This window comes from Pseudonocardia sp. ZF1 (assembly GCF_056835605.1).
The window spans coordinates 2,519,289-2,539,316 of sequence record NZ_JAJNBY010000001.1 but is presented as its reverse complement, the minus strand read 5'-3'; the positions used below and the strand labels follow the sequence as shown (position 1 = coordinate 2,539,316).

Sequence of the window (20,028 nt, the reverse complement as noted above, 5' to 3'; positions counted from 1 at the left end):
GTCGTCGAACCCGGGCCACTCACCGGACGCGGCGACGGGGACGCCGCGGCGGCCGACCCCGTCGCTCGGGCCGCCGTGCGCGCCGGGCCGGGCCGGACCGGCCCCCGCACCGGGCCGCCGGACCGGCCGGGTCCCCCCGGCACCCGGGCGCCCCGGAACCCGGCCGCCCGTTCCGCGCCGTGCCGGCGGCCGCCACCCGATCCACCGGAGCAGCCGGCGCAGGCGGGCCCTCACGACCCGGTCAGGAGGAACAGCTCCACCCGGACCTCCCCCGGCGCGCCGTCCTCGCTGTCGCCCAGGTAGGGCCGGATGTCCGCGGCCCGTTCCAGCTCCGGCAGGTCCCGCACCAGCTCCACGAGCCGGCGGGACACCGCGGTGCCCGCGAGCGGCCGGCCCGGGTCGCGGGACACCCCGAACATCAGCGCCAGGCCGACCGACCGGTCCGGTCCGACGACCCGGGCCAGGTCGGTCCGGAACCGGGCGACGGTCCCGCCGCCGTCGTCGCCGGCGGGCACCGGGAGGACGAAGGTCACCGGGGTGAGCAGGACCCCCTGGTCCTCCCGGCCCGCCCCGGGTCCCTCCTGCCGGGGCACCTCCTGGGGCGAGTCCGCCGACGCGAAGGCGACGATCATCAGGATCGCCGCGAGCTCCGCGAACAGCCAGCCGGCGATCGCGAACGCCGGCGGTCCGGCCGCCGCGCGCGACCGTCGCCTCATCGGGGCTCCTCCGCCGGCCGGCCGGGGCGGGCCGCCGGGGCGGGCCGGGAGCCGTTGCCGTCGGGTCCGGGGGTGTCGTGGTGCGGGGCGTCGCGCTCCGGGGCGTCGTGGTCCGGATCGTCGTGACCGGGGGCGTCGTCGGGGTGCCGGAGCCCGTCGGCGACGAGCCCCAGCCAGTTGACCCGGCGCACCACGGCGCGCAGGTCGGCGGCCGTCGTCGCCAGCGTGGTCGCCGTCTCGGCGAGCCGGTCGCTGGTCGAGGTCATCGTCTCGCCGGCCGCGGTGACCGGCGCCCGCGCCTCGGCGAGGGCCGACCGGAAGTGCTCGGCGCGCTCGGCGAGCTCCGCGGTGCGGTCGGCGAGGTCGGCGGCCTCGTCGCGGGCGCGGCCCGCGTCGTGCCCGGCGGCCCGGGCCGCCTCGGCGGCCGACTCGACCGTGTGCACGGCCTCGACCAGCGGTGCGGCCCGGCGGTCCAGGTCCGCCGCGGCGGCCCGCAGGCGCATGTCGGTCTCGCCCAGCGCGGCGGACTGCCTGCCCAGCTCGGGGACCGCCCGAGACAGCTCGCCCACCGACGACGCCAGCCCGGCCAGGGTCCGGCCCAGCTGGTCGACGACGCCGCGGCTGCCCGCCAGCGACGTCGCGGCGGCCTCCATCCGGTGCGCGGCCTGGGTCAGGGCCCGGCCGGACCGGTCGGTGGAGTCCGCCGCGGCCACGGCCGAGCGCAGCCGCTCCAGCGGCACCACCAGCGTGGTCTCCTGCTCCTGCGCCCACCGGTCGAGGTCGTCGGCGGCGCGCTGGTCGCGGGCCGCCCTGGCGTAGGACAGCATGATCAGCCCGAGACTGAGCACGATCAGCGCCGACAGCGCGGCGGGCCCCCGCCAGGCCGGCGCCGACATCCAGTCCGCGAAGAACGACGGGCGCAGCCCCGGCGCGGTCGCAGCGTGCTGCCGCGCGTAGTAGGCCTCCGCGGCGCCCAGCAGCAGCCAGGTCAGCAGCACCGGGACGAGGACCGCGACGGTGCTGGCCCGGCGGACCACCCGGTCGGCCGCGTCGCGCAGGCTGCCGGGGCCGTCCAGCCGCCACAGCGTCGCACCGGGGGTCGACGGGTCACCGAGGGCGATCCGGTCCGCCTCGGCACGCCCGGCCCGGAGCAGGGCGCCGAGCTGGCGCCCGTTGGGTCGCGCCGCGTCCGGACGGCGGGACAGCTCGCCGAGCATCGACGACAGCAGCGCCGAGACGGCCCGGGCCGCCGTCGGGCGGTCGGGCCGCTCGTCGTCGTGCGACGGCGGGGCCGCCTGCGGGCCGGTCACCGGTCGACCTCCGTTCCGCGGCCGGAGGCCGGGTCGGCCGCGCCACCGGGGGTGTCCGCCCCCGTCCCGGCCGCGCCGCCGGCCGGCCGGGTGCCGTCCGGCGCGACCGTCCCGCCCGGCGTCGCCGCCGTGTCCGGCGCCGTCCCCGCCGAGGACGGCGCCCCGCCCTGCGGCGCGGTGCCCGACGGTGCCGGGGCGGGCACCCCGGGTGCGGTCGAGGCGGGCGGCGACGACGGCGACGGGCCGTCCGCGCCGGGCCACCAGTACAGCCCCGCGACGATCACACCGAGCCCGAGCAGCACGGCGACGACGGCGACCACCCGGGCCGTCGTCCGGCCGCCGGCCGCGGGCGCACCCGGGATCCGCCGTGGGCGGCCCACCTCGAGCTCCGGGCCCGCGGCCGGGACGGCGCCGGTGCGCGCACCGGGGTCCGGCCGGCGCGACCAGCTGTCGGGGTCGACCCGGTCGGGGAGATCGCGGCGGTCGGACCGGTCGGGGTGCACTGCCCGGTCCGGCCCGGCCGCGGCACCGGGTGGTTCCGCGTGATCCACCGGGCCGAGCCGATCCGTCGGGCCGAGCCCATCGGCCGGGCCGGACAGGTCCGCCGCACCGGGCCGGTCGGTCCGGGCATCTCGGGCGAGCCCCGGTGCGGTCCCGTCCCCCCGGAAGACCGGCAGCCGCGTGGTGGCGCCCAGGTCCGGACCCGACCCGGCGTCCGGGTCCGCCGGCGCCCGGTCCGCAGCATCGGCCGCCGGGTCCCGGCGCCACCAGCCGCGCAACCGTCCCAGCAGCGACCAGCCGGTCGGGACCGCGGCCCCGGCGGCGGCCGCCCCGGGCGTCGCTCCGGCGGTCGCACCGCGGGGCCGGGCCGAACCCCCCGGGCGTCCGGGCCCGGCGTGGGCGCCGGTGTTCCACGGCTCGGCGTCCGGGGCACCGCCGCGTGCCGCGCCCGGGTGGCTTCGGTGCGCCCGGCCGCCGACGGTCCGGTCCCGGTCGGCCGGGTCGCCCGGAGTCCCGGTCCCGCCGGTCCGGGCACCGGTGCCCCGGCCGTCGCCTGCCGGGTCGTCGCGGAGCGGGTCCGCGGCGGTCCGGCCGCCCGGCCGGAAGCGGCGCCGGACCGGCTCGCCGCCCCGGGCCCGGGCCGGGACGACGGCACCGGCCTGTGCCACGGCGTCTCCGGGCGGGCCGGGCGCCGGGTCGGCGAGCACGCTGCGCGCGACCGTCCGCTGCACGCCCGCGGCCGACGGGTCGTCGAGGACCGTCCGGGCCCAGGCCCGGAGGGTGCCGGCGTCGGCGGCCTCGCCCCACTCGTCGAGCCGGCCCAGCAGGAGCCCGATCACCGCGCGCAGGGTCCGCGCACCGGGCCCGACCGCCTCGACCGCCTCGACCGCCGCCGACACCCAGCCGGTACTCCCCTCGCGCGGGGTGTCGAGGTCGAGCAGCGCGCGCACCGCGTCCGCGATCTCCGACGGGCGCATCCCGCAGTCCCGGCCGAGCCGGACCAGGGCACCGGCGACCGGCGGCGGGGCGTCCGGCAGCCGGTGCAGCGCGCCGTGCACCAGAGCGGTCCGGTCCGGGTCGTTCTCCAGCCGGGTCACGATCCACGGCTCGATGCCGCCCCGGTCCAGCAGCCGGCGGGCGATCTCGGCCGGCCGGAGCTCGAACACCTCCGGGTGCGCCGCCGGGTCCGGCAGCACCGTGCGCAGCCAGTCGTGCGCCTCGTCCCGCAGGTCGCCGGGCTCCAGCGGACGGCCCGGTCCAAGCAGCCAGTACCGCACGCGCCGGGCCCGCTGGTGCTCGTCCGGCTCGACCCGGATCAGCGCGTCGGCCAGGGTCCGGCCCCAGCCGGGCGAGTGCGCCGGGTCCAGCGGTGGCGGGCTCAGCCCGGGACCGGTGTCGGTCCGGTCCGGTCCGGGCCCGTCCGCGATGCCGGTGAGCAGCGCGGACAGCACCTCGGCGGCCCGGTCGGGGCGTCCGGCGGGCGCCGCCGTGACCGGGCCGACCAGCTCCATCGCCCGCTCCGGGTCCAGCCCGGCGAACTCGCGCACGGTCACCGCGGAGTCGGCCAGCCGCTCCCACTGCTGCCCGTCCGCGACCAGCGCGGGCACGTCGGCCCGGTCGACCGGCAGGTGGTGCCGCACGACGTGCCGGACCACCTCGGCCAGCGACGCCGACCCGGCGACGACGGTGTGCGCGTCACCCTGCCCGGCCCGGCGGGCCAGCCAGGACAGCGCCCGCTCGGTGCGCCCGTCCAGCTCGTCCGGTGCGGGCGACGGCGTCGCGGCCCCGTCCAGCCAGCGGTCGACGCTGGCCGCCGCGTCCGGCAGGTCCCGGCGCATCCCGTCCGACCAGCCGCCGGTCACGAACGACGACCGGTCCGCCGGGCCCGGCACCGAGGTCAGGCAGGACGCCCACACCCGCCCGTCGACCAGCGGCGACGGCAGCGCCGCAAGCAGCGTGCCGATGGCGGCGGAGGCCTCAGCCGGGGTGCCGGGGATCCGCAGCACCGGCGCGTCGGGCCGCTGGTGCAGGGTGCGCAGCACGTCGGTCACCCGTGCCGTGGCCGCGGTGTCCGCGACACCGGGCGGTGTCCGCGGCCACAGGTCCGCGGCGTCCGCCAGGTCGGCGGCGGCGAAGGTGAACACGCAGCCACCGGCCCGCCCCACGTCCTTCCCGACGAGCTGCTCGGTCAGGCACAGGTGGCTGCCGTGGCCGCCGACCTCGACCCGGCGCAGCGTGAACAGCGGACCCGTGGCCCGGGCCGCCAGGCCCTCCGGCGGCTGCATCCCGAGCCGGGACGCGGCGTCCAGGAACGCCCGCGGCACGTCGCCGGTGCGTTCCAGGTCGGGCACGTAGCCACGGGTCCTGTCGCCGAACCACACCCGCACCGGCGCCGGGGCGGTCACGACCGCACCCCCGACACGATCGAGAGCAACAGCTGGGTGAGCCCGGCCGACTCCCGGTTGAGCACCGGGAACACCGCGGCCGAGTCCAACGGCATCACCGCGGGCCGGTGGTCGGCGCCGCCGCCGTCGAGCTGCGTCGGCACCTCGCCGAGCGGCGAGCAGAGGAAGATCCGTACCTCGCATCCGGGCTCGTCGAGCAGCACACCGACCGCGGCGGTGTGCTCCAGCGCGGTCAGCAGCCCGCACCCGATCGCCCCGGCGACGACGTCGCGCAGCTGCAGCTGCGAGCCGGCCCCGCGCTGCAGCGCGTCGGCCAGGTGGTCCTGCAGCGAGGGCACCCGCAGCGGCACCGACGGCGGTACCCGGCTGTCCGAGCCGCCGGGCAGCTCGATGGCGGCGGCCGCGCCGTCGTGCACCAGACCCCAGAACCGGTCCGCGTTGCCGTAGTGCCGGTACAGCGCGCTCACCAGGCGGTCGACCAGCAGGTCGACCGTGTCCTCGTCGCTGGCGCGCAGGCCGTCCAGCAGCTCGCGCAGGCCCGGCCCAGGGTGTAGCGGGACCCCGTGCCGGTGCGCGTCCGGGCCGGTGCGGTCCAGCACGTAGTGCAGGTACTGCGTCATGCCCTCGCGCACGGCCCCGCTGCCGCCGTCGATCTCGTCGAACCCGCCCGCGCCGGTGGTCAGCGCGATCCGGACCAGGTCCGCCTTGTTCACCGCCACCATCAGGACGCGGCGCGCGCCGTCGGTCCCGAGCGGTCCGTCGTTGCCGGCCAGCGAGAGTGCGATCTCGGCCTGCAGTCCCTGGTGCACGCTCTGCACCTGCCGCACGTCCGCGGTGTCGGACCGGTTGCTGGCCGCGATCACCGCCCGCGAGTCGGTCCCCCCGCCCCGGGAGTGCTCGCGCAGCGCGGCCTCCACCAGATCGGTCAGCCGCGTGTCGACGGCCGGGTCGACCACCCAGATCAGCCCGCCCAGGCTGGCGAGCAGCTGTTCCTGGTCCTCGTCGCCGACCCGGCGCCGGTGCATCGACTCACCGGCGAGGTCGGCGATCCCGGTCCAGCCGTGCTCGGCCGGGGAACCGTCCCGGGCGGACAGCTCGGTCCGCAGCACGACGGGCTGGCGGATCTGCATGCCCCAGCCGGCGGCGCCGGGCCGCTCCGCCGGATCCGCGACCCCGGCGACGTCGGCGTGCACCTCGGCCACGTGCACCGCGAGACCGCGGTCGATGGCGGTCAGCAGCCGGACCGGCATCAGGTCGTCGAGGTTGGTGGGGCTCATCGGCTGGGAGAAGTCCCGGGTGCGGTTGTAGGCGGTGCGCAGCGCGCGGCCCGGGCGGTCCTCGATGTCGTCGGTGACCGAGGGCACCCGGTACCGCAGCGCGGTGTCCGCGCCGCGCCGGCGCCGGGCGGTCAGCACCGGTGTCTGGGCGATCGTGCGCGAGATCAGGTAGCTCTTCCCGCTGGCCACCGACCCGATCGCGGCCACCACGTTGCGGAACTGGGTGCGGGTGTCCGGGCCGCCGTCGCGCCCGGAGCCGACCAGGAACAGGTGGCCCTCGCCACACAGGTGGTAGCGGCGGCGCACCTGGTCCGGGTCGAAGCCGTCGCTGACCCGCTGGGCGACCCCGCCCGCGGCGTCCGGGAACGTCCGGACCCACCAGCCGGACACCTCGTTGTCCCCGGCCAGGCAGACGTCGAGCTGCACGCTCGGCGGCCGCCAGCCGGCCCCGGCCGAGGGCGGGGTGCCCAGGTCCGCCGCGCAGACCGGGCACCGCCCGAACACCGCACCGGGGGCGCTCACCGCAGCACCGCCAGCACGACTGGGACGGTCAGCAGAACCAGCAGCACCACCGGCACGCTGCACAGCAGCCCGGTCACCGCGCCGTGCCACTTACCGGCCCGCTCGGCCCGGGCAAGCAACGCCAGCATCTCCGACTCGACCGCGTCGGCCGCGCCGCGGGCGGGGGCCGCGCCGGGAGAGGCCCAGTCGGCCACCGGGATCGCGAGGTCGCCGACGAGCCGGTCTACCCCGCACTCCCGGTCGAGCCGCTCGGTCAGCACACGGCGCCGCAGCGCGTTCATCGGACTCCTCCGGTCGGGGTCAGCAGCGCCACCAGCACCAGCACGGCGACCACGCCGAGCAGCAGCACCAGCGACGACGTGTACAGCGCGTACCGGCGGGCGGTGTCCTCGGCCCGCCTGCGGATCTCCTCGGTGAGCAGGACGGCGGCCGCCGCCGCGCGGTCGGCGGCGCGGACCTGGTCGGCCAGTACCGCCCGGTGGATCCCGCGCAGCGACGGGTCGGGCTCCCAGGGCTCCTCGGGCCGGTCCCGCGGTCCCAGCTCGGCGTGGTCGGCGGCGGCTCGGTCGGCGACCCGACCCAGCCAGCCGGCGGCCGACCAGGCACCGCGCAGCACCGGCTCCGCGAACGCCTCCTGCAACGCCCCGATCAGTGCCGGACGTCCGCCCGGCCACCGGTTCCACAGCGTCGCCCCGACCTCGCCGGGACGGTCGACCCGCCGCTCCGGTGGCCGGTCCGGTGAGCCGCCGGCCACCGGGACCGCCGGCCGGTCCACGGTCTCGACCAGGGCGTCGGTGAGACCCTTGCCCCCCAGCGCGGTGAGCACCAGCAGCGCGAAGCCGAACCGGTCGTGCTCGCCGGTGTGTGCCCCACGGTCCTCGTACCCGGCACCGGTGCCCGCGGCGGGCCCCCGCAGCGGGGCGGTGACCGCCGCCGCCGGGTCGGCGCCGACCACCGGCATCAGTGCCTCGCGCACCGCCTGCGACGCGTAGGCCCAGGTCGGGCGCAGATCGTCGACCCGGCCGGTGCGGACCAGCGAGTCCGCGTCCACCAGTACGTAGCGCCCGCCGGGCTGCCAGCAGACGTTCTGCGGCTTGACGTCGCCGTGCGACCAGCCCAGCTCGTGCAGCAGGTCGATCGCGACCCCGACCGGGCGCAGCTTGTCCAGCTGCTCCAGCCCGGGGGTGGCCGGGTTGACCGTCCACTCCACCGGCGCGAACCAGCGGGACACGGTCACCACCACCCGGTCCGGGTCGAGGTTGTCGCCCCGGGCGAACCAGCCGACGAAACCGCTGCCCGGCCCGCCGACCAGCGGCTCCGCGACCGGGCGGGCCACCGTGTGCTCCACCGGCGCCGCCTCGGACGGCGGCCGCGCCACGTACACCGGCGTCATCGCCAGCTGCTCGCCGTCCACCGCGCCCGTACTGCGGGCGCGGGCGTTGAGCCGGCCGATCGCCTCGGACCGCTCGCCGAGGTGGCTGCGCAGCCCGGCGGCGTGCTGCGCGGTCGCGCACAGGTAGAGCTTCACGTGCCAGCGCTGGGTGCCACCGACGGTCACCCCGGTGGTGGTGAGCTGGTCGGCGACCAGCCAGACGTCCTCCTCCACCCAGACCGGGAACTGCGGCCGGGCCACGTCCAGGGCCGCGGGCGGGTCGACCAGGATATCGACCGGCTCGAAGTCGGCGCGCACCCGCACCGCCTCCGGCTCCAGGTCGCCCTCGACGGTCGCGGCCCGGTGGTCCGGGCCGGCCGCGTCCGGGGCGAGGAGCTCGTAGTCCAGCAGCACCCCGGCGGTCCCGCGGACCGCGGTGAACCGTAGCGTGCCGGACTCGCCGAGCCGGCGCTGCCCGCCGTCCGGGGCCAGCGGGACGCCGTCCACGGTGACCTCGACCCCGTCCCGCTCGGCGGTCCGGCGCACCGCGTGCCCACCGCCGTCCGGCACGATGTCGAGCAGGTGCCCGCTGGGCACCACCGCGAGCCCCGGCGGGAGCCGGATCGCGTCCGGTGCGGTGGTGCCCGACGACACCGGGCGCAGCAGCGCCACCGGGCCGCGCAGCGGCGGCAGGTGGAAGCCGAGCTCCGCCCCGTCCCACACCAGGCGCAGGTGCCGGGCCGGCGGCGTCGGGCCGGTTGCCGGCCGCGGCTCCGGAACCGGCGACGGCGCGGGCGCCGGTCCCCCGTGCACCGGGCGGACGTGCGCGCTGACCGACCGGGTGGCGCCCGCCCGGAACAGCACACCGACTGACTGCAGCGGTGGCAGCGCCCGGGGCAGCCGCTGCAGCTGCTCGGTCACGTCGGCCTCCAGGGCGTGCCCCAGTGCGACCGGGGTGCAGACCTCCACCTCGATCCGGGTGCCGTCCGGGCAGCCCGCCTGGCGGTACCGGGTGACGACGGCGGTCGCCGCGGCCACGGCGGCGACGCCGACCGATTCGTTCTCGTCCGCTCCATGGCCGGTCATCGGCGTCCCTCCACGACGGCGTCCAGCAGTGCTTCGGTGATCGCGCGGGCCCGGGCCGCCCCCGCGGCCTCGTCCCGCGTCTCCAGTGCGACGGCGAAGGCGACCGGCCCGCCGCCGGTCTGCACGAACCCGGTGATCCAGGCGACCTGCCGGGCGAACACCTCGCGCGGCGGGTCGGTCCCGGGCGGGAACAGCTCGTGGGTGCCGGTCTTCACCCAGGCCCGCTCACCCGCCGGCCGGTCCCGCAGGGCCGCGGGCAGCCGCAGCCGGGACGCGGTGCCCGACTCGACCGTCGCCCCCAGCGCGCGGCGCAGCTCACCGGCCTGTTCCGGGGTGAGCACCCGGCGCCGCTCCGGCTCGGTGGCCACCGACGGGCCGGACGTCCCGCTCGCCCGGGCGCCGCCGACGATGCCGGGCGCGGAGGCCGTGCCGTCCGCGGCGACGGTCGCCATCACCGAGGCCATCTGCAGCGGGGAGGCCTGCACCGTGCCGCCGCCGAGGGCCAGGTTCGCCAGGCCGGACGCGTCGTCGTCGGGGACCAGCGATGCGGCGCCGAAGTCCGGCCCGGAGCGCCAGTCCGCGGCCCGGGTCGGGGTGCCGAACCCCAGGTCGACGGCGGTGTCCCGGATCGCCGGCCAGCCCAGCTCGGCGGCGAGCGCGGCGAAGGCGGTGTTGCAGGACACCGCGAGCGCGGTGCGCAGGGAGATCCGGCCGTCGTCGCCGGTGCCGGCGCAGGCGCCGCGGCCCGCGTTGCGCACCGGCGCCGTCCCCGGGCGGTCGACCTGCTGCGGCGCCGGGATCCGGTCCTCGGCCCCGGTGCCGGGGCGACGCAGGTAGGTCGCGGCGACGACCACCTTGAACGTCGAGCCGACGCCGTAGCGCCCGGCCGTGGCCCGGTCCACGCCGGCCGCCGGGACCGTCGCGTCCGGGTCGTCGCCGACGTAGCGGCGCAGCTCCGCGGTGTCCCCGGCCGGCCCGGCCAGCCAGCGCCAGCAGCGCTGCGGGTCGTCCGGGACCCGGTCGTCCCGGCACGCGTCGGCCTCGTCCGGGGTCAGGTCACGGATGCTGCCGTCCGCGCGGCGCTCCCCCATCGCCCGGCCGTCGTTGACCGCGTCCCTGGCCTCCTGCCGGGCCGCCTCCACCGCCGGGTCGGCGGCGTCCTGCACCGCGGCCGGCACCGAGGCTGCGGCCAGCACGTGCCCGGTGCGGGCGTCCAGCAGGACGGCGCCGCCGGCCAGCGGGGGGCCGCCCGCCTCGGCGTCCAGCGCGGTCGCCGTGGCGTGCTGGAGCGCGGGGTCCACGGTCAGGTCCAGCTGCACGTCCGGGGTGCCGGTCAGCACCGGCGGCACCAGCCGTCGCAGGGCCGAGGTGACCGGTACCCCGCCCGCCTGCTCGACGACGGCGGCGTCGACCATGCCGCCCCCGCCGTCGTCCAGGATCCCGGCGAGGTCGGCCCGGGTCACCGCGGGCTCGCCGACCGGGACCCAGCCCGCCCCGGCCCGCTCCTGGCGGTAGGCGGGCACCCCGGCCAGGGTGACGGTCACCGCGGCCCGCGCGGTGCGGAACCGGTCGGTGGTGCACCGGTCGGGGTCGACCGGGACCAGCGGGTCCCGGCACAGCGGGAGGTCCTCGGCGTGCCCGGAGTAGGGGCGGACCACCACCCAGCCGGTCATCAGGACGCAGGCGGCCAGGGCCAGCGCGCCCGCGGTGGCCGCCGTCGTGCGCAGCGCCGGCCGGGCCGGGCGCGGGTCGGGTGCGGCGGGGCGGCCGCCGCGGTAGCCGGCCGCGACGGCGAGCAGCACCACCAGGGTCACCGCGAGCGTCGACTGCCCGCCGCGGGACAGCCACGGCGCGGTGATGCCGGAGTGCGGCACCACGTTCAGCGTCGCCGCCAGCACGAACAGGTACTGCCCGACGAGCATCCCGGCCGCGCCGGCGGCCAGCAGCCGTCCGGGGTCCCCGGCGCGGGCGCCCGGGCGCAGGTCGCGGTACAGCGTGACCAGCGCGACCCCGAGCAGCACGACCAGCACGGACAGCGCGAGGACGGCCAGCCCGCCGAGCTTGTTCCAGGTCACCGCGAGGACGAAGTCGGTCGAGCCGGCCGGGATCCGGCCGGTGATCGTGTCCGGCAGCCCGCGACCCCACAGCCCGCCGTCGGCGACCGCGGCGAGGCTCTGCGAGATCTGCGAGAGCCGCCCCGCGACGTAGGTCTGCAGCGCCTCCTGGCAGGCGACGCTGCCGTCCGGGACCTCGAACGGCGGCGCCGACCCGGCGGGCGGCGGCACGCACGGCGACACCCACGGGTACACCCACGGCTCCCACCAGGTGCGCACCCGGTTCGCGATGTAGGGGTGGGCGAGGACCGCGAGACCGAGCGCCGCCAGCGAGCCCAGCGCCGGGATCAGCAGCGGTCGCCCGGCTGCCAGCGCCTCGCGGCGGACCCGGCGTCGCCCGGCCGCGTCGTCCGGGGCGCCCGATCGCAGCTGCGCGGCCCGAGCCTCGGCGCGCAGCACCGACCAGTACATGGCGAGCATCCCGGCCAGCGCCGGGACCAGCGGCCCCAGGTCGGACCGCGCGGCGCTACCGAACGCGACGATCGCCAGCGGCACGATCGGCCGCCAGGTCGACCGTTCGCGGGCCCGCCAGCCCTGCGGCGGGTGGAACAGCACCGCCAGGTTCGCCAGCAGCACCGCCAGCACGAGCAGGTAGAGCGGCTTGGCGTACTCCGGGGTCGCGATCCGGGCGACCGTCAGGTTCGGCGATCCCTCGACCAGCGGTGCCAGCACCGCCACCAGCAGCAGCCCCTCCAGCAGCAGGGTGGACTCCCAGCGCCGCCCGGTGGAGGCCCGGCGGCGCCGGGTCACCCGGTCCAGCAGGGCCGCCGCCCCGCGGCGGACGACCCGCAGCCGTCCGGCGCGCACCAGCAGCAGCACCGCGCACACCGCGGCGACCACGGCGAACGGCAGGACCAGGGTCTCCACCGCGGTCCGCACCGTGGGTCCCTCGACGATCGCGGACGTCGCGGCGTCCGGGTCGGGCACCACGACCAGCCGCACCACCAGCAGCACGCCGGTGACGGCCAGCGCGGAGGTCGCCCCGAGGACGGCGAGCGCGGCCGGCGCGACCCGGTCCTCGCCGCGGTCCCGGTGCGCCACCCGCAGCAGCCACGACGCCAGGCCGGCGCACAGCGCGACGAGCAGCACCCCGATCAGCGACCAGGCCACGTCCGAGGCGCCGGAGGCCAGGAACCCGGCCGTCACCAGCGCGGGCCCGGCGACGAGCTGGGCGGCCCCGCCCCGCCCACCGGGACCGCGCGGGAGGACCGCACCGGCCGCGGCGACCGCGGGCGCCGACCCGGGCCGTAGCAGCAGCCGGGCCGTGACCCCGGCCGAGACGACCAGCCCGGCCAGCACGACCAGGTTCGCCGCGGCGCGGAGCAGCAGCTGATCCACGAGCCAGGTCAGCACGTGCCGCGGACCCCCGCCCCCGGACGGTCTGCCGGTCCTGCGTCGGAACTGTCGATCACGTTCGATACGTCGGTCCGCGCGACGATCCGTTACCGGCGTCCCGGCCGCCGCCCCAATACTGGGGACGAGCCGCCGTGCCGGCGGCTGCGCCGCGGCCCCCGGACCGGTCCGAGCCGCACGCCGGGCGGCCCCGGGGATCCGGGACCGTCGGCCCGTGCGGCCGGGACACCGCGAACGGCATCCTGGGTGCCCGACCCGCCCTGCCGGAGGACTCCATGAGGCTGCCGCCCGAACCGCCCCACCGGGGCCGGTGGTCCCGGTGACGAACTACGCACGGCTGTACCGCATGGGGCTGACCCCGTGGGAGCGCTACGGGCGGCTCACCGCGGAGGGCACCGGCGCCCGGCTGGACCGGGAGGAGGCGGAGCGGGGCCGCCCGCCCGGGCGAGCGCTCGACCTCGGGTGCGGCCGGGGCCGGGACACCGCCGAGCTGGCCCGGCGGGGCTGGGACGCCGTCGGGATCGACGCCGTGCCGGCCGCGATCGACGCCGCCCGGCGGGACACCGGCGCGACCTACGTCGTGGGCAGCGTGACCGACCTGCCCGGGGCCGGTCTCGGCACGTTCGACCTGTTCCTCGACGTCGGCTGCTTCCAGGGGTTCGGCCCCGACGACCGGCGTGCGACCGGCCGCGGGGTGACCGCGCTGGCCAACCCGGGATCGACGGTACTGATGCTCGCGTTCGGCCCCGGCCGGTTCCGGTCGGTGGTCGGCGGTGTGTCCCGGGCGGAGGTCGAGGAGGCCTTCGACGGCTGGGACGTCGTCGCGGCCGAGCCGGCCGGCACCGCGGGCCTGGGCTGGCCGATGAGCCGCACGGCACCGCACTGGTACCGGCTGCGGCTGCGCGACCGGGAGGGTCGACCGGCCTCGGCGCACTGAACCCGTGCGCGCCGATCAGCGGGCCGCGCCGAGCCCGGCGTCCCGGGCGGTCGCCACGGCGGCCGACCTGCTGCGCACACCGAGCTTCGCGAAGACCACGGAAACGTTGTTCCGTACGGTCTTCTCCGACAGGTGCAGCCTGCGGGCGATCGCGGCGTTGGTCAGGCCCTCGGCGACGAGCCCGAGAACCTCGCGCTCCCGGTCGGTCAGGTCGGGGAACGCCATCCGGGCCGGGTCGGGCGGAGGCTCGGCCCATCGTCGGCGCACTCCGCCCGCGACGCCCCGGCCGACGACCACACCACCCTGCGCGACGTGCCTGATCGCCCGGTCGATCTCGGCGCGGTCGGCGTCCTTCAGCAGGTAGCCGGACGCCCCGGCGCGCAGCGCGGCACCGACGGTCTCGTCCTCATCCAGCATGGTGAGCGCCAGCACCGCCGGTCCCGGTCGTGCGGCGCACAGCGTTCGTGTGGCGTCGATCCCGTCCACACCCGGCATCTGCAGGTCCATCAGCACGACGTCCGGCGCGAGCTCCCGGGCGAGCCGAACGGCCTCGGCTCCGTCGGCGGCCTCTCCCACCGGCTCGATTCCGGCCATCGTGCGCAGCGCGCCGCGCAGGCCCTCGCGGTAGAGCGGGTGGTCGTCGACTATCAGCACACGGACGGGTGTCGGCAGCCCGGACGGCCCAGCGGGCTGCCCGCTCATCGGAGCGGCACCGGTAACGCCGCCTCGACGATGGTCCCCGGACCCTCCCACACCTCCAGGGTGCCGCCGAGCCCGTCGACCCGCCGGCGCAACGAGTGCAGCCCCAGGCCCGGCGAGGCGCCCGCGGCCGCCCGGGTGCCCCGACCGTTGTCGGAAACCCGAACCAGCAGGAAGCCCTCGCGCCGGTGCGCGTAGACCCGCACCCGAGTGGCGTCGGCATGCCGGCACGCGTTCGTGACGAGCTCGGCCACCAGCAGGTGGGCCGCGAGCTCGACCTCCGCCGGCAGCGGACCGAGCTCCCCCAACTCGACCTCGACTGCGCACGCGGGTGTGCTGGACCGGGCACCCAGCTCGCGCAGCGCACCCTCCGGCCCCAGCTCGTCGAGCAGCGCGGGCCTCAGGTCCCGGGTGATCGCCCGGACGTCGCGGACCGCGTCCCGCAGCTGCGCACCCAGCCGGTGCAGGACCGCGCGTCCCTCGTCCGGGGACTCGTCGATCAGGTCCCGGACGCTGTCCGCCTGGAGGCTCGCGGCGGCGAGGGCGGTGCCCACCCCGTCGTGCAGCCGGCGGCGCAGCCGGTCCCGCTCCTCCTCCCTGGCCGCGGCCGCCCGTTCGCGCTCCCGGCGGAGCTCGTCGGACAGCGCGAGGGCGTGCACCGCGACCGCGGCCTGGGCCGCGACGTCGGTCAGCGCACGCCGTTCGGACCGGGTCAGCCCGCCTCGCACCGGTACGGCGCGCAACACGCCCACCCGCCGTCCGGCGTGTCGCAGCGCCAGCTCCTGCACCGGACCGTCGGGGGGCGAGCCGTCGGGGAAGATCCGGCCGTCCGCCGTCTCCAGCGACAGGTGCCGCAGGCCCAGCGTCCTGGAGACCTCGGTGAGGATGTCCGGCAGGACCGACGACGCGACCTGGTCGGCGGGCACGGCCGCGCCGAGCCGCATCGCCAGCCGGGTGATCACCCGATGGGGGTCCTCCGGCGAGCCGTGCACCAGCCGGTTCACCACCCGGCGCAGGACGTGGTGCAGCGGCAGCACCAGCATCGCCACGACCGCGGTCCCCACGATCGGGGCGCCGGTGCCCACCCCGATCGCCCCGCCGAGCAGGCCGACGACGCCGGCGTAGGCGACCGCGACCGCCACCGAGAGCCCGCCGTAGACCAGCGACCTCCCGACCACCAGCTGCAGGTCCCACAACCGATGCCTGCTCACGGCGATCATGCAGCAGACGGGCAGCGCACCGACCGCGAGGGCCGCGGCGAGGACACTCGCGGTGGCCATCGCGACAACCTCGCACGCGACCGTCACCGCGACGCCGTACAGCATCCAGGACAGCGCCCGGCGCCCGTCCGGCCCGGCCCGCCGCCACCGCGCCACCAGCCCGGCGGCCGCCAGCACGACCCCCAGCGCCACCAGCGGGGCGGCGACCCCGCCGACCAGGGCGGAGGGACCCGGGGAAAGCGCCAGCGGGTTCGGCCCGATCGCCGCGTCCGTGGCGGGGCCGTCCAGCAGCTCATAGGGGGTGGTCGCCCACCGGGTCGTCGCGACCGCGATCGCGCACACGCCGAACAGGACGACCGGGCGCCACCGCTGCGAGGGCAGGGTCCCGTCGGGCAACAGCAGCGGCACGACGACCAGCAGCGCGAGCAGGCCCGGCACCCACGACCAGGTGTGCGACCAGAACAGCCACCGGTCGGCCGGCAGGCCGTCGACGACCTGCAGGCCGTACACGCCGTACTCGCGGCCGAACAGTGACGCGGCCTGGCTCAGCGCCACGACGAGGAAGACCGGGCCGAGCACACCCGCGGTGCGGCGGGCCACCAGCAGCCCGCCGACGACGCCGTAGGTCACCAAGCCCACGACCTGCATGGGCCAGAACCCGCCCAGGCCACTGCTCGACGGGGCACCCGCCGCGACGTTGACGGCCAGCAGTACGCATCCCGCCCCGCCGACCGCCAGCACGACCGCCGCAACGGTGCAGGCAGCGACCACACGGCCGTCCGGCGCAGGCGCGGTACGGAGCCCGTGCGACGCGAGAGTGGCCATCGAACCAGGCTCGCCCACGGGTGTCCCGTCGTTACGGGACCGGAGGTCCCGGACGGGACGGGACGGACGGATCGGGTGTACGGGGCGGCCCCGAGGTCAGGATCGGGCCGTCCGCCCAGCAGCTCCGGAGGTAACGCCGTGACCGTCCCCGTACCGCCCGCCACCGTCGCGTCCCGCCGCCCGCCCGTGCCCGTCGTCGTCGCGAGTGTCGTCGTCGCGGTGCGGATGGGGTTCGGCGCGTTCGGCCTCGTCTACTTCGGGGTGCTCGCGCCGCCGGAGGTCAACCCGGACGCCGGGAGCCCCGCCGCCACCGCCTTCGCCGCCGTCGGGCTGACCACCGTGATCACCGCCTGGGCGTGCCTGCCCGGTGTGTGGGCCGGCCGGCGCGCGCCGTGGCACCTGCTCACCTGCGTCCTCGCGGCATGGGTCTACTTCAGCTGCTACAAGATCCTCGCCGAGGGCGAGACCGAGTCGATCGCGTTCCTGGTGGTCGACGTGCTGGTGGCCGGGCTGCTCTGCCTGCCCACGTCCCGGCGGCACGTCGCCGCCGGGGACCGGTCCGCCGGATCCGCCCCGTCCCCGGCCGGCACCCGCTAGCTTGCCCCTGACGACGACCAGGGGCGGCGATGGTGTTCAAGAAGCTCAAGGCACGGTTCGGTGGGGGCACGACGGTCGACACGGTGGTGCACACCCCGGTCGCGCAGCCCGGTGGCGTGTTGGACGGCGTGGTCGAGGTCGTCGGCGGCGAGTTCCTGCAGCGGATCAACTTCCTCGCACTGCGCCTGGAGACCGTGGTCGAGGTGGAGTCCGGCGACAACGAGTACCGCTCCACGACGTCGTTCGCCGAGCAGCGGGTGACCGGGGCGTTCGAGCTGCATCCGGGCGAGCGGCGGTCGGTCCCGTTCCGGTTCGGGGTGCCGTGGCAGTCGCCGTTCACCACGGTGCACGGGCGGGACCTGCCCGGGGTCCGGGTGGGCCTGCGCACCGAGCTGGACATCGCCGGTTCGTTGGACAAGGGCGACCTGGACCCGGTGCGGATCGAGCCGACCCCTCCGCAGCAGACCATCCTGGCCGGGTTCGAACGGGCCGGCTGCCGGTTCCTGCGCTCCGACGTGGAGAAGGGCCGGGTCCCCGGTGCCGAGTTCGGCTTCTACCAGGAGATCGAGTTCGCACCGCCGCCCGACCTGGCGCGCGGCCTGAAGGAGGTCGAGGTGTCCTTCCTCGCCGGACCGCACGCGATGGACCTGCTCCTGGAGGGCGACCGGCGGGGCGGCTTCCTGGACGCCGGCGGCGACCGGATCGTCCGGTTCACCATCCCCTACGACGTGCTGGACGCCCACGACTGGGCGGCCGAGATGCGCGGGCACATGGCGGAGCTGGCCCGGCGGCGCGGCCTGTTCGGCTGACCCTCAGCGTCCGGGCGACGGGACGGGCAGCCCGGCCGCCGCGAACAGCTCCGCCCACCGCGCACGCGGCAGCCGGTCGACGGGGTCGCGGGCACCGGCCCAGGCCTCCGGGACCGCCGACGCCAGCAGCGCGGGCGGGAGCAGGCCCGCGTCGTCGAGCTCGGCCAGCAGCAGCGGCGCCCGGTCCCGGCCGACCCGGGCGGCCGCCGCGTCCCAGCCGGCGGCGGTGAGCGGGCGGTCCCGGTCCAGCAACGCGTTCACGGTGACCTCGTACAGCGCCTGGCTCACTGCCCCAGCGTGGCACGCCGGGCTCCCCCGCCCGGGGCACCGCCCCGCCGGACGGCGCCCGGCACTCGGTGGCCGGTGCGGGACGCGCGACGTGCGGCACCCGAGCGGGCGGGGCCGCCGGACCGCGCGGCACCCGCGCGCCGACCACGCACGGTCAGCGTGACGGAGCGACCGGCCGCCGTGACTGCGCCAAACGGCCGCTGTGCGGGCCGCAACCCTCACCTAGCGTCCGATCGCGATGAGCGCTCCCCACGCCGACGACCGTCCCCCGCACCGTCCCGATCGGCCCGACCGGCCCGGCTCCGGCCCGCCCCCGCCGGACGGACGGCCCCGCAACGGGTACCGGCCCGCGGACCTGCTGGACCGGGCCGCCGTCCCGCCGCCGCGCCGTCCCGGCGACGGCGGTGCCGCCCCGGGGGCGGCCGTCCCCGGCCCCGGCGCGGCGGGTGCCGGACCCGCTCCGGGGCCCGCGGCCGGACCGCACGGCACGGTCCCGGCACCGCGACCGCCCTGGCTGCCGGGCGCCGCCGCCCCGGCCGCCCCGCTCGCTGCCGGGGCCGTCCCGGCCGGGGAGCCGGGCGACGGACCGCCGGCATGGGGCGGGCCGCCACCCGGCGTCGCACGCCCCGCGGCGCCCGGCGCGCCGTGGGCCGGACCGGCGCCGACACCCGGTCCGTGGTCCACCGCGTCGTGGGGCCCAGCCGCACCCGTGCCCCGGGGCGCCGCGACCGCGCCGCCGGCCGGGGGCGGGCACCCGGCGTCGTGGGGTGCGCCCGGGCACACCGCGCCGCAGGCCCGGCCACCGTCCGGTCCGGGTGCCGGGGCGTGGGCGGCGGTCGCCGTTCGGGCCGGCGGCGCCGGGGACCGGATCTCGCGGGCGGTGACCGGGCTGGACGGCGCCCTCGGCCGGGCCCTGCCCGGCGGCGCCGGGCACCGCGGGGCGGCCCTCGCCGTCGGCGCGACACTGCTGCTCGCGGTCGCGGCCGCCGCGGGCGCCGAGTCCCCGGGTGCCGACAACGGCCCGGCGCCGGGCACCGCCGCCCCGGCCGCACAGGAGCCGGTGCCGGCACCCGCCGACCTCGTCGCGGGGACCGCCCCGGCCGACCCGGCGGCGTTCGCCGGGTCCGGATTCCGCTCCCCCAGCGGCAACATCACGTGCCGGATCGACGGCGCCGAGACCCGCTGCGACACCCGTACCCGAGCCTGGTCCCCGCCGGACGACCCGGCGTGCACGTTCCGCTCCGGGACCGGGCTGGTGCTGCGCGCCGCCGGGGCCGGGCCGAGCTGCGGCGGCGAGCGGGTCCGCGCCCGCGGCACCGCCGAGCTCGGCTACGGCACCCACCTGACCCGCGGCGACGTCACCTGCGTGAGCCGCCGGACCGGCGTCGAGTGCCGGGACGCGCGCACCGGGCACGGCTTCGCGACCTCCCGCGAGGCGTACCGGATCTACTGACCCGCGCCGCCGCGGCCGGTCCGCCACAGATAGCGTCACCGGCCGTGACGGCGGTCGTGGAGATCTTCACCGACGGCGCCTGCGTGCCGAACCCCGGCCCGGGCGGCTGGGGCGCGGTGCTGCGCTACGGCGAGCACGAGCGCGAGCTGCACGGCGGGGAACCGTCGACGACCACGAACAACCGGATGGAGCTCACCGCCACCATCCGCGCCCTGGACTGTCTGACCCGGCGTTCGGTGGTGCACCTGCACACCGACAGCACCTACGTGCGCAACGGCATCACCCGGTGGCTGCCGCGCTGGCAGGCCCGCGGCTGGCGGACCGCCGCCGGGGAGCCGGTGAAGAACGACGACCTGTGGCGCGAGCTCGACGCCGCCGTCCGCCGGCACGACGTCACCTGGTTCTGGGTGAAGGGGCACGCCGGGCACCCGGAGAACGAGCGTGCCGACCGGCTCGCCGCCCGCGGCTGCGAGGAGGCGGGCGGACGGGCGTCCGGGAAGCGGCCGTCCCGCACGCGGTGACGCCGGGGAGATAGCGTCGGCCG

15 protein-coding genes are annotated in these 20,028 nt (G+C 78.3%); 5 read left to right on the top strand and 10 right to left on the bottom strand.

What is annotated here, in order from left to right; genetic code table 11:
- Positions 1 to 230: 230 nt before the first annotated feature.
- Genes ZF1_RS12425 through ZF1_RS12395 form a run of 7 tightly spaced genes read right to left on the bottom strand, consistent with a single transcriptional unit; the run spans position 231 to position 12,656 of the window.
- Entirely contained in the window at positions 231 to 716 is a 486-nt protein-coding gene (locus tag ZF1_RS12425) for a hypothetical protein (RefSeq protein ID WP_405417513.1), read from the bottom strand.
- Entirely contained in the window at positions 713 to 2,026 is a 1,314-nt protein-coding gene (locus ZF1_RS12420) for a hypothetical protein (protein WP_345647554.1), read from the bottom strand. The genes ZF1_RS12425 and ZF1_RS12420 overlap by 4 nt, the downstream gene beginning before the upstream one ends.
- The gene (locus ZF1_RS12415) at positions 2,023 to 4,932 is read right to left on the bottom strand and encodes a hypothetical protein (RefSeq protein WP_482637317.1); all 2,910 of its coding nucleotides are present in this window, start codon (positions 4,930 to 4,932) and stop codon (positions 2,023 to 2,025) included. The genes ZF1_RS12420 and ZF1_RS12415 overlap by 4 nt, the downstream gene beginning before the upstream one ends.
- Positions 4,929 to 6,731, bottom strand: a complete 1,803-nt coding sequence (locus tag ZF1_RS12410) for a hypothetical protein (RefSeq protein ID WP_405417519.1) — start codon at positions 6,729 to 6,731, stop codon at positions 4,929 to 4,931. Before ZF1_RS12410 ends, ZF1_RS12415 begins: the two co-directional genes overlap by 4 nt.
- A complete protein-coding gene (locus tag ZF1_RS12405; protein ID WP_345647545.1) occupies positions 6,728 to 7,012 on the bottom strand; it encodes a hypothetical protein in 285 nt (94 codons plus the stop codon). Before ZF1_RS12405 ends, ZF1_RS12410 begins: the two co-directional genes overlap by 4 nt.
- Positions 7,009 to 9,189 carry a hypothetical protein gene (locus ZF1_RS12400; RefSeq protein WP_405417523.1) on the bottom strand — a complete coding sequence of 727 codons (2,181 nt, stop codon included), beginning with the start codon at positions 9,187 to 9,189 and terminating at the stop codon, positions 7,009 to 7,011. Before ZF1_RS12400 ends, ZF1_RS12405 begins: the two co-directional genes overlap by 4 nt.
- Positions 9,186 to 12,656, bottom strand: coding sequence for a penicillin-binding transpeptidase domain-containing protein (locus tag ZF1_RS12395; RefSeq protein ID WP_476654504.1), 3,471 nt, complete (start codon positions 12,654 to 12,656; stop codon positions 9,186 to 9,188). The genes ZF1_RS12400 and ZF1_RS12395 overlap by 4 nt, the downstream gene beginning before the upstream one ends.
- A 319-nt stretch (positions 12,657 to 12,975) precedes the next feature.
- Here ZF1_RS12395 and ZF1_RS12390 point away from each other — a divergent pair, with 319 nt between their 5' ends.
- Entirely contained in the window at positions 12,976 to 13,593 is a 618-nt protein-coding gene (locus ZF1_RS12390; protein WP_345647536.1) for a class I SAM-dependent methyltransferase, read from the top strand.
- 15 nt (positions 13,594 to 13,608) lie between these two features.
- On the opposite strand, the gene ZF1_RS12385 is transcribed toward ZF1_RS12390, so the two are convergent.
- Positions 13,609 to 14,295 (bottom strand): response regulator transcription factor, encoded by a 687-nt coding sequence (locus ZF1_RS12385; RefSeq protein WP_345647533.1) that lies wholly within the window; start codon positions 14,293 to 14,295, stop codon positions 13,609 to 13,611.
- Positions 14,292 to 16,337 (bottom strand): sensor histidine kinase, encoded by a 2,046-nt coding sequence (locus ZF1_RS12380; protein ID WP_482637316.1) that lies wholly within the window; start codon positions 16,335 to 16,337, stop codon positions 14,292 to 14,294. Before ZF1_RS12380 ends, ZF1_RS12385 begins: the two co-directional genes overlap by 4 nt.
- Before the next feature lie 138 nt (positions 16,338 to 16,475).
- On the opposite strand from ZF1_RS12380, the gene ZF1_RS12375 reads away from it, so the two are divergent.
- Together ZF1_RS12375 and ZF1_RS12370 are read left to right on the top strand one after the other, a co-directional pair.
- Complete coding sequence (locus ZF1_RS12375) at positions 16,476 to 16,934, top strand: hypothetical protein (protein WP_345647527.1); 459 nt, start codon at positions 16,476 to 16,478, stop codon at positions 16,932 to 16,934.
- Between the two features lie 29 nt (positions 16,935 to 16,963).
- Positions 16,964 to 17,743, top strand: coding sequence for a sporulation protein (locus ZF1_RS12370; RefSeq protein ID WP_482637315.1), 780 nt, complete (start codon positions 16,964 to 16,966; stop codon positions 17,741 to 17,743).
- Positions 17,744 to 17,746: 3 nt separating this feature from the next.
- Here the strand turns inward: ZF1_RS12370 and ZF1_RS12365 are convergent, their stop codons facing one another.
- A complete protein-coding gene (locus ZF1_RS12365) occupies positions 17,747 to 18,031 on the bottom strand; it encodes a hypothetical protein (RefSeq protein WP_345647521.1) in 285 nt (94 codons plus the stop codon).
- A 238-nt stretch (positions 18,032 to 18,269) separates the two neighbouring features.
- Here ZF1_RS12365 and ZF1_RS12360 point away from each other — a divergent pair, with 238 nt between their 5' ends.
- Together ZF1_RS12360 and rnhA are read left to right on the top strand one after the other, a co-directional pair.
- Entirely contained in the window at positions 18,270 to 19,484 is a 1,215-nt protein-coding gene (locus ZF1_RS12360; protein WP_349302375.1) for a hypothetical protein, read from the top strand.
- 44 nt (positions 19,485 to 19,528) lie between these two features.
- Complete coding sequence (gene rnhA / locus ZF1_RS12355) at positions 19,529 to 20,005, top strand: ribonuclease HI (protein WP_345654553.1); 477 nt, start codon at positions 19,529 to 19,531, stop codon at positions 20,003 to 20,005.
- The last annotated feature ends 23 nt before the right edge of the window (positions 20,006 to 20,028 follow it).

Excerpts from the sequence above, each read along its gene's own strand:
- ZF1_RS12370 (WP_482637315.1), top strand. The coding sequence starts at position 16,964 with ATGGTGTTCAAGAAGCTCAAGGCACGGTTCGGTGGGGGCACGACGGTC.
- ZF1_RS12380 (WP_482637316.1), bottom strand. The coding sequence starts at position 16,337 with ATGGCCACTCTCGCGTCGCACGGGCTCCGTACCGCGCCTGCGCCGGAC.
- ZF1_RS12360 (WP_349302375.1), top strand. The coding sequence starts at position 18,270 with ATGAGCGCTCCCCACGCCGACGACCGTCCCCCGCACCGTCCCGATCGG.
- ZF1_RS12425 (WP_405417513.1), bottom strand. The coding sequence starts at position 716 with ATGAGGCGACGGTCGCGCGCGGCGGCCGGACCGCCGGCGTTCGCGATC.
- ZF1_RS12405 (WP_345647545.1), bottom strand. The coding sequence starts at position 7,012 with ATGAACGCGCTGCGGCGCCGTGTGCTGACCGAGCGGCTCGACCGGGAG.
- ZF1_RS12400 (WP_405417523.1), bottom strand. The coding sequence starts at position 9,189 with ATGACCGGCCATGGAGCGGACGAGAACGAATCGGTCGGCGTCGCCGCC.
- ZF1_RS12385 (WP_345647533.1), bottom strand. The coding sequence starts at position 14,295 with ATGAGCGGGCAGCCCGCTGGGCCGTCCGGGCTGCCGACACCCGTCCGT.